Origin of the sequence: Streptomyces malaysiense (assembly GCF_000980885.2) — a bacterium.
GTDB lineage: Bacteria > Actinomycetota > Actinomycetes > Streptomycetales > Streptomycetaceae > Streptomyces > Streptomyces malaysiense.
Genome location: NZ_LBDA02000032.1, coordinates 16,610 through 31,890 on the forward strand (window position 1 = coordinate 16,610; position 15,281 = coordinate 31,890).

Here is a 15,281-nt window from a genome sequence, read left to right on the forward strand (position 1 = left end):
CGCGCGATGGCCGGAGCGGTGGGGCTACCCCGGTGCCGGTCAGCCGACGGTGATCCCGGGCAGGGCCCTCGGGTCGAGCTTGCCGCCCGGGGTGCGGGGGAGCCGGGGCAGGACGGTGAGGTGGGCCGGGACGAGGTGGGCCGGTACCCGGGAGCTCAGGCTGCGGCGCAGCTCGGCGGGGTCCGGGGTCCGGCCCGGCGCGGCGGCGACGTAGGCGGCCACCTGGACCTCGCCCAGGTGCGTCACCGCGCGGGCGACCACGTCCACCACGTCCGGCAGCGCGCCGACCGCCGCCTCCACCTCCTTGAGCTCCACCCGGTGGCCGCGCACCTTGACCTGGTCGTCCGCGCGGCCGAGGAAGCGGAGCGTGCCGTCGGCGGACCGGCGCACCCGGTCGCCCGTCCGGTACATCCGCTGCCCCGGCTCCTCGGCGAACGGGTCGGGCACGAAGCGCTCCGCGGTCAGCGCGGGCCTGCCGTGGTAACCGCGTGCCAGGCACGCCCCGGCCAGATACAGTTCGCCCGCCTCCCCGTCCGCCGCCTGCGCCAGTTCCTCGTCGAGGACGTACGCCCGCACACCGGGCAGCGGCACGCCGAGCGGAATCACCTCGTCGGCCCCGTCCGCGCCGTCGAGCCCGGCGGCGCGGGCCTCGTGGCACGTCGCGGTGATCGTCGACTCGGTGAGGCCGTACGCGCTGGTCACCGGAGGACCGCCCGCGTCGTACCAGCGGCGGAGGTCCGCGGTGCGGCCGGCGTCGCTGCCGATCACCACCCGGCGCAGGGACGCCGGCAGCGGGCGGGGCCGGCGCTCGACGTCCTTCGCCCACTGCGCCCAGTAGGGGGTGGGCAGATTGACGACGCTGATCCGCTGCCCGGCGAGGAAGGGTTCGAGTTCGCCGGGCGAGACCATGTTGTCGGCGACGAAGACGGCGGCGCCGCCCGTGCACCAGGTGGGCAGGGCCTCCTCCAGCGACACGTCGAAGGCGGGCGCGGCGAACTGGAGCACCCGGTCGGCACCGGTCAGGCCGTAGCGCTCGGCGAGCACGAGGGTCTGCCGGGCGAGGCCGGGGTGCCCGACCGCGACGGGCTTGGGCGCGCCGGTGGAGCCGGAGGTGAACAGGACGTAGGCGAGAGCGCCGGGCGCGGGCCGCGCCGGGACGAGGTCCGGGACGCCGGACCCGGCCCCGCCGGTCGCCGCCCAGAACAGCTCGGTGCCGGCGCGGTGCTGGAGGGCGGCCGCGGCCGCGTGGTCCGCGGCTACCAGGTACCGGGTGCCGGCGGCGGCCAGCAGGGTGCGCAGCCGCTCGTCGGGCGTCGCCGGGTCGGCGAGCAGCGGCGCGGCACCGGAGTACCAGATGCCCAGCACCGCGACGGCCCAGTCGGCCCCCCGGCCCACACCGACCAGCACCGTGTCCTCGGGGCCCGCACCGGCGGCACGCAGATCCCCGGCCACCACGCGTGCCCGCTGGTCGAGTTGACGGTACGTCAGCTCGCCTTCGGGCCCGCTCACCGCCGTGGCGTCGGGGGTCGCCGCCGCCTGCCGGGCGATGCGCAGCGGTACGGGGAGGTCGGTGGCGGTCATGCGGGATCTCCTGGTCGGTACGGCCGGACTGGGACACGTCGAGGACACGGCCGGATGCGTGGCCGGTCCGCGGTTGGCGGCCACCGGCACGACGGGGCTCATGCGCCGTCCCTCGCGCGCGCCCGCAGGGCCGGGCGGGCCGGGGCCCGCCGGGCCGAGGCGAGACGGGCGGCGACACCCGCGGGGGTGGGCGTCTCGAACAGGTCGCGGATGGTCAGTTCGGCGCCGAGTTCGGTACGCAGCCGGCCGGTGAGCCGGGTGGCGAGCAGCGAATGCCCGCCATGGGCGAAGAAGTCGTCGTCCGGGCCCGCCGCGGACAGCCCGAGGACCGCCGCGAAGAGGTCGCAGACCGCCTGCTCGCCGGGGCCCGAGGGCGCCCGCCCGGCGGAGCGCGTGAGGCTCGCCGGATCCGGCAGCGCCTTGCGGTCCACCTTGCCGTTCGTGGTGAGCGGCAGCGCGGGCAGAGGCAGCAGCAGCGAGGGGACCATGTAGTTCGGCAGGGTGTGGGAGAGCGCCGCGCGGATCTCGTCGGGGGTGGCGGTGCCGGTGACGTAGCCGATGAGCCGCTGCTGGCCGGCGCCGTCACGGTCCACGGCCACGACCGCGTCGCCGACGCCCGGCGCGGCACGCAACGCCGTCTCCACCTCGCCCAGTTCGATGCGGTTGCCGCGGATCTTGACCTGGTGGTCCTGGCGGCCGAGGAAGTCCAGCTGCCCGTCGGCGCGCAGCCGGGCGAGGTCACCGGTGCGGTACATCCGGGCGCCCGGCTCGGGGGCGAAGGGGTCGGGGACGTAGCGTTCGCTGCTGCGCCGCGGGTCGTTCAGGTAGCCGGGCCCGACGCCGGTCCCGGCGATGAACAACTCCCCGGGCACACCGGGCGGTACGGGCGCGAGGGTCGGGTCGAGGATGTACAGCCGGTTGTTCCGCAGCGGCCGGCCGACGGGCAGCCTGCCCTGTTCCAGCTGGGCGTTCACGTCCCGGGTGATCAGCGCGTGGGTGTTGTCGTCCGAGCACTCGGTGAGACCGTAGGCGTTGACGATCGCCGCTTCCGGGTGCCGGTCGTACCAGCGCTCGCACAGCTCGGGCGGCAGCACCTCACCGTTGACGATGAACCAGCGCAGCGACGGGAGTCCGGGGGCCGGCGTGCCGGAGTCCCAGAGGTCGAGGGCCGCGCGGACGAAGGAGGGCACGGTCTCCATCACGGTGACGGAGTGCTCGGCGACGGCGGCGAAGAGCACCGCAGGGTCGCGGGCGACGTCACGGGAGACCAGGTGCACCCGGCCGCCCGTGATCAGCGGCGCGAGCATCTGCCACACCGAGATGTCGAAGGTGAGCGGCGCGTTCATCACGACGCGGTCGGCAGGCGTGAGCCGGAGGTCGTCGAGCTTGGCGAGCAGGTGGTTGTTCATGCCGCGCCGGTGCACCATGGCGCCCTTGGGACGGCCGGTGGAGCCGGAGGTGAAGCAGACGTAGGCGAGCGCGTCCGGGCCGCCGGCGGTGGCCGGCGGCACGGGGGCCGGCGCCGGCCGCGCGTCGTCGAGGAACAGCAGCCGTACGGTGGCCACCGCGGCGGCGATCTCCTCGGCGCGGGACCGCTGTTCGGGCGCGGCGAGCAGCCAGGTCACGCCCCCGGCGGCGAGCAGGTCCGCGGTGCGCGCCACCGGGCCCTCGGGGTCGAGCGGCACATAGGCGGCGCCGGCGCCGAGGATGCCGAGCACGGCGACCGGCACCCGGGCGGTCGGCTCGCTGAGCACCGCGACCAGATCGCCCTCGCCCGCTCCCTCGGCGCGCAGCCGCAGGGCGAGCGCGTCGGCGCGGGTGACCAGCTCGGCGTACGTGTGCGTCCGGCCGGTGTCGTCGGTGACCGCCGCGGCGTCCGGGCGCAGCCCGGCCTGACGCCGTACCCGGTCGGTGACCTCGGCGAAGTCCTCGTCGCGTGCCGTGTCGTTGAAGGACACCAGGACGCGGTGGCGCTCGGCCGGGGACAGCAGGTCGACGGCGCCGGCCGGGCGCTCCGGGTCGTCGGCGACGGCCGTCAGGAGGCGGACCAGGCGGTCCAGCAGGGCCTGGGCGTCCTCGGCGTCGAAGACGTCCGGCCGGTGGTCGATCTGGAGGCGCAGCCGCTCCCCGGGGATGGCGGTGAGGGCGAGCGGGTAGTGCGCCGCGTCGTGCGGGTCGACACCGACGACGCGGAGGTCGCCCGTCGACAGCGCGGACAGCGAGGCGAGCCCCTCGGCGTCGGCCTGGTAGTTCTGGAAGGCGACACAGGAGTCGAACAACTCACCCGCGTCGGCGGTGCGCTGGATCTCGGTGAGGCCGAGGTGGTGGTGCTCGATCAGGCTCGCCTGTTCGTCCTGGAGCCGGGTGAACAGCCCCATCAGGGGTTCGGCGGGGTCGATGCGGACGCGCACCGGGACGGTGTTGAGGCACAGGCCGACGATGTCGGCGACGCCGGGCAGTTCGGGGGAGCGACCGCTGACGACCGCGCCGAAGACCACGTCGTAGGAACGCAGCCTGTTGCCGAGGAGCAGCGCCCAGGCGCCCTGGAGCAGCGTGCCCGGGGTGATCCGGTGGCCCCGGGCGAGCGCGGTGAGCCGCTCGGTCAGGGGCCGCGGCAGCACGGTCTCCACCCGCTGCGGCAGCAGCCCCGAGGGGGCCGCGGAGACCGGCGCGGTACGGCTGCCGCCGGAGAGCCCGGCCAGCGCCCGCCCCCAGGCGTCCCGGGCCGCGTCCCTGTCGCGTGTTTCGAGCCAGCGCAGGAAGGACGCGTACGGCGTCACCGGCGGCAGCGCGGCGCCGTCCGGACCGGCGTCGTGCAGAGCCAGCAGCTCGCGGACCAGGACGGGCCACGACCAGCCGTCCAGCAGGATGTGATGGTACGTCAGCAGCAGGCGGTGGCTGAGCGGGCCGGTGCGGACGAGGGTGAAGCGCAGCAGCGGCGGGCGGGCCAGGTCGAAGCGGCGGGCCCGGTCCTCGGCCAGCAGCGTCTCGACGGCGGCCGCGCGCTCCGCCTCGCCGAGTCCGCTCAGGTCCGTCTGTGCCCACGGGGCCCGGACTTCGCGCCGTACGACCTGCGCGGGTTCACCGGAGGCGCGGCGCAGGAAGCCGGCGCGCAGATTGGCGTGGCGCCGCAGCACCGCGTCGGCGGCGGCCCGCAACCGCTCGGCGTCGAGGGGCCCGGCCAGATCCAGGAGCAACTGGGCGACGTAGACGTCCCTCTCGTCCTCGTCGTAGAGCGCGTGGAAGAGGATGCCCTCCTGGAGCGGGGAGAGGGGCAGGACGTCCTCGACGCGGGAGGCGGTGGGGGCGGCGGAGGAGTTCGGGTCCGCGGGGGCGGCGGTTTCGCTCACGGTGCGTTTCCTTGTCGGTGGTCAGGCGGGACGGCCGCGGCGGGCGCGGCGCACGATCGGCGGTTCGGGCGCGGCGGCGGACTCGGCGGTGGCCAGGGCGAGTTCGGCGACGGTGGGTCCGGCGAAGAAGCGGCGGACGGTGACCGCGGCGCCGAGGCCGGAGCGGATCTCCGCCAGCAGCCGGGTGGCGAGCAGGGAGTGCCCGCCGAGTTCGAAGAAGTTGTCGTGGACACCCACTCGATCGGCGCCCAGCAACTTCTCCCACAGGGCGGCGAGCGCCCGTTCGGTGTCGTCGCGCGGTGCCTCGTAGGGCCGTTCGGCCGGGGCCGGGGCGGGCAGCGCGGCCAGGTCGGTCTTGCCGTTCGCCGTGACGGGGAAGCGCTCCAGCACGGTGATCGTCAGGGGCACCAGGTAGTCCGGCAGGGCGGCCCGCAGATGCCGGCGCAGCTCGGCGGGGTCGGGGGCGGCACCCTCGGCGGGCACCGCGTACCCGGCGAGGGCCGGTCCGGCCGCGGTGGGTACGACGGTCACGGCGGCCCGGCCGACGGACGGGTGCCCGCCGAGCACGTTCTCGATCTCGCCCGGTTCGATGCGCAGGCCGCGGATCTTGACCTGGCGGTCGGCCCGCCCGAGGTATTCGACCTGCCCCGCGGTGTTCCAGCGGGCGAGGTCGCCGGTGCGGTACATCCGGGAGCCGGGCGGCCCCGCCGGGCAGGCGACGAACCTCTCGGCGGTGAGCCCGGGGCGGCCCAGATAGCCCTGTGCGAGGCCCGCCCCGGCGATGTACAGCTCGCCGGTCACCCCGGGCGGCACCGGGGCGAGTCGGTCGTCGAGGACGTGCAGGCGGGTGCCGTCCAGGGGGCGGCCGATGGGCACCTGCCCGTCCGGGAGCGGCGCTCCGGGGGCCACGGCGAACGTGGCGGCGAAGGTGGTCGCCTCGGTCGGCCCGTACGCGTTGGTGACGGTGGTGCCGGGGCAGTGCTCGCGGACCCGCCGGACGGCGGCGGGGGAGGCCGCCTCACCGCCGGTCATCACCTCGGCCAGCGTGGCCAGCCGGTCCGGGCAGCGGTCGGCGAGCTCGTTGAAGAGGGTCGCCGTCAGGAAGGTGCCGGTGACCCGCTGCTCCGCCATGAGTGCGGCGAGGGCGGGGACGTCCAGGTCGCCGGGCGGAGCGATGACGACGAGGCCGCCGTTCAGCAGCGGCACCCACAACTCGTAGGTGGAGGCGTCGAAGGCGTGCGGGGAGCGGAAGAGGACGCGCTCGTGGGCGCCGCCGCGCCATCGGCGGTCCACGGCGAGGGCGACGACCTCGCGGTGCGAGACGGCGACGCCCTTGGGGGTGCCCGTCGAGCCGGAGGTGTACATCACGTAGGCGAGGCCGTCGGGGTGGGCGCCGGCACGGTCCGGGGCGGCGCCGCCGTCACCGTCCGCGCCGCCGTCGCCGTCCTCCACGCGCAGGGTGTGCCGGACGCCGAGACCGGGGGCGGCCCCGGCGGCGCCGGTGATCAGCACGGCCGCCCCGGCCTCGGCGACGATCGCCGCCGAACGGGCCGGCGGAGCGGCCGCGTCCAGCGGGAGGTAGGCCGCGCCGGCCTTCAGTACGCCGAGGGTGGCGGCGACCAGCTCCACCGAGCGGTCCATCAGCACCGCGACGGTGTCGCCGTGCCGCACGCCCAGTCGGGCGAGCCGGGCGGCCAACCGGTCGGAGAGCGCGTCGAGTTCACCGTAGGTGGCCTCGCGTCCACCGCACACGGCGGCCGTCCGCTCCGGGTGGGCGGCGGCCCGCGCGGTGAACAGGGCGTGCACGGTGGTGGCGTGGGGCTCGGCGGGGGCGCCCTGCCAGCCGTGCAGGAGGTCCGCGCGCTCGGCGGGGGTCAGCAGGTCGAGGGCGGCGATCGGGGCTACGGGGTCGTGGACGGCGGCGGCGGCGAGGCGGACCAGGCGGTCGAGGAGCCGCTGGGCGGTGCCGGCGTCGAAGAGGTCGGCGGCGTACTCCAGGGCCAGGCCGATCCCGGCGGGCGCTCCGGTCGCCGGGTCGTGACGCTCGTCCACCTCCAGGGTCAGGTCGAACTTCGCGGTGGCGGTGCGCACCACCTCCGTGCGCACCCGCAGACCCGGGAAGACCGGCTCGTCGTCCGCGTCCCGCTGGCTCGCCACCGCGATCTGGAACAGGGGGTGACGGCCGGGCGAGCGTGGCGGGTTGAGCCGCTCGACCAGCGCGTCGAAGGGCAGGTCGCGGTGGGCGTGGGCGTCGAGCACGGCGTCGCGGACCCGGTCGAGCACCTCGGTGAAGGCGGGGTCGCCCGAGGTGTCGGCCCGCACCACCACGGTGTCCACGAACAGGCCGACGAGATCGTGCAGGGCCTCCTCGTCACGGCCGTCCACGGGGCAGCCCAGGGGCAGGTCGGTACCCGCGCCGAGCCGGGTGAGCAGCGCGGCGAAGGCCGCCTGGACGGCCATGAACGGTGTGGCGTGCCGCTCGCGGGCCAGCGCGGCGAGCCCCGCGTGGACGGCGGCACCGGCCTCGGCGCGCACCACGGCGCCGCGGTACGAGGCGACGGCGCAACGCGGCCGATCGGTGGGCAGCGCGTGCTCCTCGGGCAGGCCCGCCAACGCCTGCGCCCAGTGGTCGAGTTGCCGGGCGTGCAGGGAGTCCGGGTCCTCCGCGTCACCCAGTACCTCCTGCTGCCACAGGGCGAAGTCCGGGTACTGCACAGTCAGTTCGGGCCACTCCGGGTCTCCGCCCAGCACGCGGGCGGTGTAGGCGGCGGCCAGGTCGTGGACGAGGACATCGAGCGAGGCGCCGTCACCGGCGATGTGGTGCAGTACCAGCAGCAGCCGGTGCTCGTCTGCCTCGTCGGTGAACAGGTGGGCTCGCAAGGGGACTTCGGTGGCCACGTCGAAGGGCCGGCCGGCGGCGCGGCGCGCGAGCTCCGCGTGCTCGGCGGCCGGGCGGACCGTGACGGTCAGGTCCGGTGCGGCGCCCGGCTCCTGGACGTGCTGGCGGGGGCGGCCGTCCTCGTCGGGGAACACGGTCCGCAGCGCCTCGTGCCGGCGGCTCACGTCCGCGAGGGCGGCCGCGAGGGCGGCGCGGTCGAGGTCGCCGCGCAGGCGCAGCGCCACGGGGATGTTGTGCAGGCCGGACGGGTCGCCGTCGCGGCACAGGAACCACAGGCGGCGCTGGGCGTGGGACAGGGGGATCACAGCACTTCTCCGAGCTGGGATTCGAAGGCGTCGAGGTCGGCCTGGCTGAGGCCGGTGAGGGACACGTCGGACGGGGTCAGTCCGGCGGCGCCGGGCAGCGCGGTGTGCCGGGCGAGGGCCCGCAGCATCGCGAACCACTCGTCGGCGAGCGCCCGCACCCGGCCGGCCGGGTAGGCGTTGCCCGCCCAGGTCCAGGTGGCGCTGAGGGTGAGCCCGGCGGGGCCCTCGTGCGCGGCCGCGTTGACCTCGACGGCGTGCGCCATCGGCAGGCCCTCGTCGGCGTCGTCGAGGCCGAAGTCGTGCCCGGGGGCGGCGGACCAGTCGGCGGCGTCGCCCATGGGGAAGCGGCCCAGGTAGTTGAAGCCGATCTCGGGGATGCCGAGGGCCGCGAGCCCCGGGCCGGTACGGCTGTTGGCGTACCGCAGCAGACCGTGGCCGATGCCGTGGTCCGGGATCGCCCGCAGCGTCTCCTTGACCTGGCGCAGGGCCGCTCCGGCGGCGGGACCGCCGGCGCGGGCGTCGGCGAGATCGGGCCGTCCGAGGTCGAGGCGGACCGGGTACACGGTGGTGAACCAGCCGACGGTGCGGGACAGGTCCAGGCCGTCCGTGATCTCCTCCCGGCCGTGCCCCTCGACGTCCACGAGCACCGAACCGCCGTCACCGTCACCGTCACCGGTGCCGGGTCGCCGCCAGGCCAGGACGGCGAGGGCGAGACCGGTCAGCAGGACGTCGTTCACCGTGCCGTTGACCAGACCGGGCGTGACGGTGAGCAGCGGCCCGGTGACGTCCGGGGGCAGATCCAGGGTGTACCGGTTGACGGCGCTCTCGGCGTCCAGGCGGTCCAACGCGCAGACACCGCCGAGCGGTTCGGGCGCCGGGCGCAGGGTGGCGGCCCACCGGCCGGCCTCCGCCATCCGGCGGCCCGAGGTGGCGTCGGCGCGCAGCAGGCCGGCCCAGTGCGCGAACGGGGTCGGCACCGGCGCCAGGCCGGGCTCGCGGCCCTCGGAGAGCCGCTCCCAGCCGACGCGCAGATCGTCCAGGAGGATGCGCCAGGACACACCGTCGACCGCCAAGTGGTGCACGACCAGGGCCAGTCGGCCCTGCCGGGCGGGGCCGCGGTCGATGTGGACGGCACGCAGCACGATCCCCTCGGCGGGCGCGAGCAGCCGCCGCGCGGCCCGGATGCGCTGCGTCGTCAGACCGGGCAGCTCCTCGTCGGTGGCGGCGCCCGCCGCCACCGACTCGACCAGCGCGTGGGCGTCGACGCTCCCCGGCGGCGGCACCGTCGGCTGCGCGCCGGCCGCGCCCGCCCCACCGGGCACCCGCAGCCTGAGGATGTCGTGGGTGTCCAGCAGGGCCTGTACGACGCGCACCGCGTCCTCGGCGCCGAAACCGGCCGGAGTGCGCACGACGAGCGACTGGTTGTACGTGTCGACGGGACCGCCCAGCTCCCCGAGCCACGCCATGATCGGGGTCGGCGCGAACGGGCCGAGCCGGCGGGCGGGCCGCGCGGGCCCGGCGCCCGCACCCAAGGGACCGACCGCGCGGGCACCGGCCGCCAGCGCGGCGACGGTCTCGCTGCGCAGCACCTCACGGGTGGTGACGAGGAGCCCGGCGGGGCGGGCCCGGCTGACGACCTGGATGGCCTGGATGCTGTCACCGCCGAGCCCGGTGAAGCTCTGCCCCGGGTCGACGGCGGCCAGCCCGAGGACGTCCGCGATCAGCGCGCACAGCGTCCCGGCGGGATCCACCGGGTTCCGCCCCCGGGCGGCGCCTTCGTGGGCCAGGGTGGTGGTCGCGCGGCGGTCGAGGTCAGTCACGGGCCTGGTTCCCGGCGAGGGTGGCGACCAGGGACGCGGGCCGCATGTCGGTCCAGTTGCGCTCCACGTGGTCGAGGCAGTCCTGCCGCGTACCGGGGCCGTGCACCCGTGTCCAGCCGGCGGGGACGGCCACGGTCGCGGGCCACAGGGCGTGCTGCAGCTCGTCGTTGCGCACGACGAGGTAGTCGGCGTTGTCGTTCTCGAAGGGGTTGCTCATGGCAGGTCCTCGGGGTGTCCGTTCCGGGTGCCGTACGGGTCGTACGGCGGGAGTGTGGGGCGGGTGTCACGGGCCCGCGGCGAGGGTCGTCCCGGGCGGGGCCGCGGGAGCGGTGGGCCGGGTGGCCGGCGCCTCTGTGTCGGATCAGGTCGGCCGCGGGCGGCGATGCCTCCTGGCCGGGCCGCGACCCGGCGGGATCCGGGATCCGGGCTCCGGCAGCGAGGCCCTACGCCTCGGGAGCGGTGCCGACGGTGAGCCGCACCAGGCGGTGCGCCTCGTCCAGCGCCGCCGCCACCCGCTCCGGCGTCGGGTGGCCGGCGATGACGTGCCCGATCCGGTCGCCGGCGCTGCGCGGGCGCCGCACGGCCGTGCCGGGCGCGGCGGTGACCGTGACCGACTCGACGTCCGGCACGGCGGCCGCCTCCTGGGTCCCGGCGACGGCGTCGAGCACCCCGTCGGCATCGGGCAGCAGGAACTGGATGCCCGCGTGGGCGTCGTGGGCGGGCTTGAGCGCGGGTGCGAGCCCGACGGCGGTGCGCAGCTGCTGCTCCAGCAGGTCGACCCCGGTGGCCAGCCGTATGAGTTCGGGGATCATGCCGCCGGCGGGGCGCGGGTTGATCTCGATGACGGCGGGCCCCTCGGCGGTCAGCTTCACCTCGGTGTGGGTGGCCCCCAGCCGGATCCCGGCCGCGTCCAGGGCGGCGGTCACGGTCTCGGTGATCCGCTGGGCCGTCTCGGCCGGCAACGGGGCCGGGAAGAGGTGTCGGTGCTCGACGAAGTGCGGGGTGCCCGTCACGGACTTCTCGGTGATGCCGACGCACTCGCCCCGGCCGTCCCAGGTGAACATCTCCACGCTGTACTCGGGGGCGTCCAGGTACTCCTCCACGAGGACCGTGCGCGCGGTCGGCATGCCGCGGACGTTGGTGGTGACGGCGAGGACCCGTTCGGCGTGGGCGGTGGCCGTCGCCTCGTCGGCGCAGAGCAGGACGTTGACGGAACCGGAGTCGTCGGCGGGCTTGACCACGCAGGGCAGTCCGGTCCGGGCCACGGCGGCGGCCACCTCGCCCGGCTCGCGGACGACCGCGTACCGCGGCTGGCGCACCCCGGCCGTCTCCAGCAGGGCCCGCAGCGCCGACTTGTCGCGGCAGGCGGCCACGGCCCGCGGCGGGTTGCCGGGCAGCCCGAGCCAGCGGGCCAGGCGCGCGGCGGCGGGGACGTAGAAGTCGCTGGTGGTGGTGATGCCGGCGATCTCCTCGCGCCGGAAGCGGTCCTGGACTGCGGCGCGCAGGGCGGCGTCCGAGTTGGTGTCGCAGCGGATCACCTCGGCGCCGGTTTTGGCGAGCCCCCGGTACCGGTCGGGGTCACCGGTCAGCAGCACCGGCACGGTGCCCAAGTCCCCGCGGGCCAGTTCCAGGGCGAGCATGCCCGTACCCGTGGTGTTGGACTCGACGAAGACCAGGTGCCGCCGCAGCTCCCCGGGGGCCCGGAACGGCTGCCGGGACCAGCTCAGCGCGGTCTGTCCGGCCGGGATGACGGACGGCCGCTCGGGCGCCGGGAGCTCGTGCAGCCGGTGGGTGTCCCAGTGCTCGTCGCTGTAGACGGTGTCGGCGTACCGGTCGCCGCGGTCGGGCATGATGCCGACGATGCGGGAGCCCGGCTCGGCGCGCCGGGCGAGGTCGCCGAGGACGCGGTAGACGGAGCCGGAGGTGTTGCCGGCGAAGATCTGCTGCTCCCGGGCGAGGTCCCGGGTGGCGGCGAACGCCTCGTGGTCGTTGAGCCAGTGCACCTCGTCCACGAGCGAGCGGTCGAGGTTCTTCGGCAGCAGGCTGTTGCCGAGGCCGCTCTGCAGCCGCTGGGGCACGTCGGGCTGTCCGAACAGGGCGCTGCCCACGCAGTCCACGCCCACCACCTTCAGGGCGGGAAGGCTCTCCCGCAGGGCCCGGGAGGTGCCGCACAGCGATCCGCCGCTGCCGACCGCCCCGACGACGGTGTCGATGTGCCCGAGGTCGGCGAGCAGCTCGCCGGCCAACTCCCGGTAGGCCCCCGGGTTGTCGGGATTCGTGTACTGCTGGGGCCAGAAGGCGCCGGGCAGTTCGGCCATCAGCTCCGCGAGCCGCTCCAGCCGGGCGGACTGCCAGCCGTGGCTGGTCATCGCCGCCACGATGTGCACTCGGCAGCCGAGGGCGCGCAGTTTGGCGAGGGTGACGGGATCGATGCGCGGGTCGGTGACGATATGGACCTCATGGCCCAGCGAGCGGCCCACCAGGGCGACACCGAGGGCCATGGTGCCGGACGAGCTCTCCACGACCGGGGCGTCCGGCCGCAGCGTGCCCAGGCGCCGGGCCTCCAGGATGATGTTGCGGGCGACGCGGTCCTTCATCGCGAAGAGGTTCTGGAGTTCCAGCTTGGCGTAGACCTCCACCCCGCGTGCCTCGCCGAGGCGCAGCCGGACCAGCGGCGTTTTGCCGATCGCGTCCGCAAGCGTGTCGAACAGCATGGTCAGATCTCCAGCTCGTGAGGGAGGGCGGGGACGTCTGCGGCGGGAGGGGACGCGGGGCCGGTGGAACCGGTGTGCTGCCCTCGGCGCGGTCCGGTCCAGTCGTCGCCCGCGCCCAGCGAGCGGTGCACGGACACCTCGCCGCCGAGAGCGGCGCAACCGGCCCCGATGTGCGCGGACTTGGCGTCGAGTTCGGGGTCGCCGGCTTCGAGGAGCACCCCGAGCAGGGTGCCGCTGTGCGCGAGGACCAGGCCGAGCCCGCCGACCTCCGCGCACAGCGCGCGGAGCCGGTCGAAGCCGGGCCGCTCCCGCCGCCGGCCGTTCAACTCCGCGCTCCGCGTGGCGACATGGCCCACGGCCGGCAGATCGCCGTCGACGACGGCGGTGGTGAGCCGGTCCAGCAGCCGGGCGTACTCGTGCCGCTCCGCGCCGCCGATCGGACCGGCCGTGCGGTTGTGGGCGACGGTGTCGACCTGCCCGCCCTCGTCGTGCGCGACGACGGCGAACGGCGGCAGCGTGCCGAGCCTGCGGCCCAGACGCACGCCCCGGTGGTGGAAGCAGACGATCTCGTCGTACATCACACCGTCGGCCGGTTCCACGCCCCGCAGGAACGCCTCGGTCTCGGCGGGGGAGAACGACCGTCCGAAGGCCGCGCCGACGGCTCGCACGCTGGCGACCAGGTCGGCCGACGAACTGGCCATGCCCTTGCCCTCGGGCAGGTCGCCGCCGAGCTCCAGCAGACCGCCGTGGGTCACGCCGAGCGCGGCGAGTACGGCCTCGGCGGTGCGCCGGGACTTCACCTTGTGGGCGGGCGCGACCCGCACGTCCTGCCGTCCGGGCCACGGGTGGAAGACGGCGCTCGCCCACCGGGCCAGCGGGAACGTCACGAGGAAGTCGCCGTCCGGTTCGGGCAGCGCGCCCTGGAGGAGTTCCCCGAAGGTGCCGAAGGCATGCCCGAGCCCCGGTTCGAGGGCGGCCGGCGCGGCGGCCGGGCTGGAGATCGGCGACGGCGGCATCAGCGGTCCCCCTCGTCCGCGCGCACGGCACCCTCGGCGGAGTCCGCCGCGGCCGTGAGCCCCAGCGCCCGGTCCGTCTCGGCGGCACCCGCGCGGACCGCCGCGGCCCGCCGCTCCCAGGCGGCCCGCACCCGCGCGTATTCCTCCCGCTGGACGCGCAGCGCCTCGGCGACCGCCTCGGGCCGCGCCGAACCCTGCGAGACCAGGCGTTCGAGCCCGCGCCGCACGTCGAAGGCGTCCGCGAGCAGCCCGGCCGGATCGGTGAGCGCGACGGCGTGCTCGGCCGCCGCCTCGACCAGCAGTCCGGGCAGGCCCGGGTGCGGCGGCGCACCGGCGCCGACGGCCCGCACGATGTACTTGCCGGCGATCACCTGGGCGGTGCGCCAGGGCACGCCCTCGGTCAGGGTGAGGGCGTTGGCCAGGCTGAACCCGCCCAGGAACTCCCGCTCGCACACCTCGCGCATCCGCTGCGCGCGGAAGGTGAGGCGGCGCAGCACCTCGGTGAGCAACCGGACGGTGCCGTGCGCCGAGTCGAAGGCGGCCAGGACGTGGGTACCGGCCTCCTTGGACACCTCGACCAGATTGCAGAACGGCGTGTTGCGCTGGCCGAGCAGGACGTCCGCGTGGAAGGCGGTCAGATGGGCGGTGCGGCCCCGGACGCGTTCCAGCACCGGGTAGTTCTTCTTCTGCGGCATCGCCGAGGAGATGCCGGACAGTTCGTCGGGCAGCTCGATGAAACCGTACTCGCTGCCGCCCCAGCTGAGCAGGTCGGTGGTGAAGCGGCTGAGGGCGGCGCCGAGCAGGCTGAGTTCGGCGGTGGCCTCGGCGCTCCAGCGGCGGGAGGCGACCGCGGTGAGGGCGTTGGACTGCGGGCGGTCGAAGCCGAGCAGCCGGGCCATCCTGACCCGGTCCCACGGCAGTTCCTGCCCGGCCATCGCGCCGGCGCCGAGCGGACAGGCGTCGATGCCGTCGTAGGCGGCCAGCAGCCGCCGCTGGGTGTGCAGCAAGTGCTCGGAGAGCGCGGTGAGATGGAAGCCGGGGGTGATGATCTGGGCGGCCTGGAAGTGCGTGTACCCGGGCATGGGCAGCTCGCGGGTCCGCTCCGCGAGCCCTACGACGACCTCGGCGAGCTCCGCCAGGGCCCCGGCGAACCCGATGAGCCGTTCACGGCCGAACATCAACTGGGCGCACGCCTGCAGGTCGTTGCGGCTGCGGTCGACGTGCCAGCGCACGACGGGGCGGCCGAGCCCCGTCTCGACGTGCCGCTCGATGGCGAAGGCGATGTCCGACATGTTGGCGTCGGGACGGGCGCTGAGGGTGTCCGGGCCCACCCCGTCCAGGAGGGCGGCGACGGCGTGTGCCTCGTCCGCGTCGAGCAGCCCCATGCGGGCGTACTCGGCGGCGAGGGTCTTCTCGATGGCGACGTAGTGGTGCAGCAGATGGCGGGACTCGAACCGGAACTGCGGGGCGAGCACCTCGTCGTGCAGCAGTTCGCTCGGTCCGCCGCTGATGCGGCCGGTGAGTTCGGCGGCGGGTGCCGGGGACTGGCTCGTCACGTGACGGTGTCCGTTCTGTGGTGTGAGCGGGCTTGGTGCG

At 75.7% G+C, this 15,281-nt stretch carries 8 protein-coding genes; all 8 read right to left on the reverse strand.

The window, feature by feature from the left end; translation table 11 throughout:
- Positions 1-39 precede the first annotated feature (39 nt).
- The 8 genes from VT52_RS14275 to VT52_RS14310 all read right to left on the reverse strand — a co-directional run bounded on the left by VT52_RS14275 (position 40) and on the right by VT52_RS14310 (position 15,241).
- Entirely contained in the window at positions 40-1,581 is a 1,542-nt protein-coding gene (locus VT52_RS14275; protein ID WP_053055562.1) for an amino acid adenylation domain-containing protein, read from the reverse strand.
- A 98-nt stretch (positions 1,582-1,679) separates the two neighbouring features.
- Entirely contained in the window at positions 1,680-4,931 is a 3,252-nt protein-coding gene (locus VT52_RS14280) for a non-ribosomal peptide synthetase (RefSeq protein WP_046423243.1), read from the reverse strand.
- A gap of 21 nt (positions 4,932-4,952) precedes the next feature.
- A complete protein-coding gene (locus VT52_RS39410; protein ID WP_053055563.1) occupies positions 4,953-8,135 on the reverse strand; it encodes a non-ribosomal peptide synthetase in 3,183 nt (1,060 codons plus the stop codon).
- Entirely contained in the window at positions 8,132-9,955 is a 1,824-nt protein-coding gene (locus VT52_RS14290; protein ID WP_053055564.1) for a condensation domain-containing protein, read from the reverse strand. The genes VT52_RS39410 and VT52_RS14290 overlap by 4 nt, the downstream gene beginning before the upstream one ends.
- The gene (locus VT52_RS14295; RefSeq protein WP_046423247.1) at positions 9,948-10,172 is read right to left on the reverse strand and encodes an MbtH family protein; all 225 of its coding nucleotides are present in this window, start codon (positions 10,170-10,172) and stop codon (positions 9,948-9,950) included. Before VT52_RS14295 ends, VT52_RS14290 begins: the two co-directional genes overlap by 8 nt.
- Positions 10,173-10,398: 226 nt before the next feature.
- Positions 10,399-12,669, reverse strand: a complete 2,271-nt coding sequence (locus tag VT52_RS14300; protein ID WP_046423248.1) for a pyridoxal-phosphate dependent enzyme — start codon at positions 12,667-12,669, stop codon at positions 10,399-10,401.
- Between the two features lie 2 nt (positions 12,670-12,671).
- Positions 12,672-13,685 carry a GHMP family kinase ATP-binding protein gene (locus VT52_RS14305; RefSeq protein WP_063888357.1) on the reverse strand — a complete coding sequence of 338 codons (1,014 nt, stop codon included), beginning with the start codon at positions 13,683-13,685 and terminating at the stop codon, positions 12,672-12,674.
- On the reverse strand, positions 13,685-15,241 hold the full coding sequence (locus VT52_RS14310; protein WP_046423251.1) for an argininosuccinate lyase: 1,557 nt from the start codon (positions 15,239-15,241) through the stop codon (positions 13,685-13,687). The genes VT52_RS14305 and VT52_RS14310 overlap by 1 nt, the downstream gene beginning before the upstream one ends.
- Positions 15,242-15,281 lie beyond the last annotated feature (40 nt).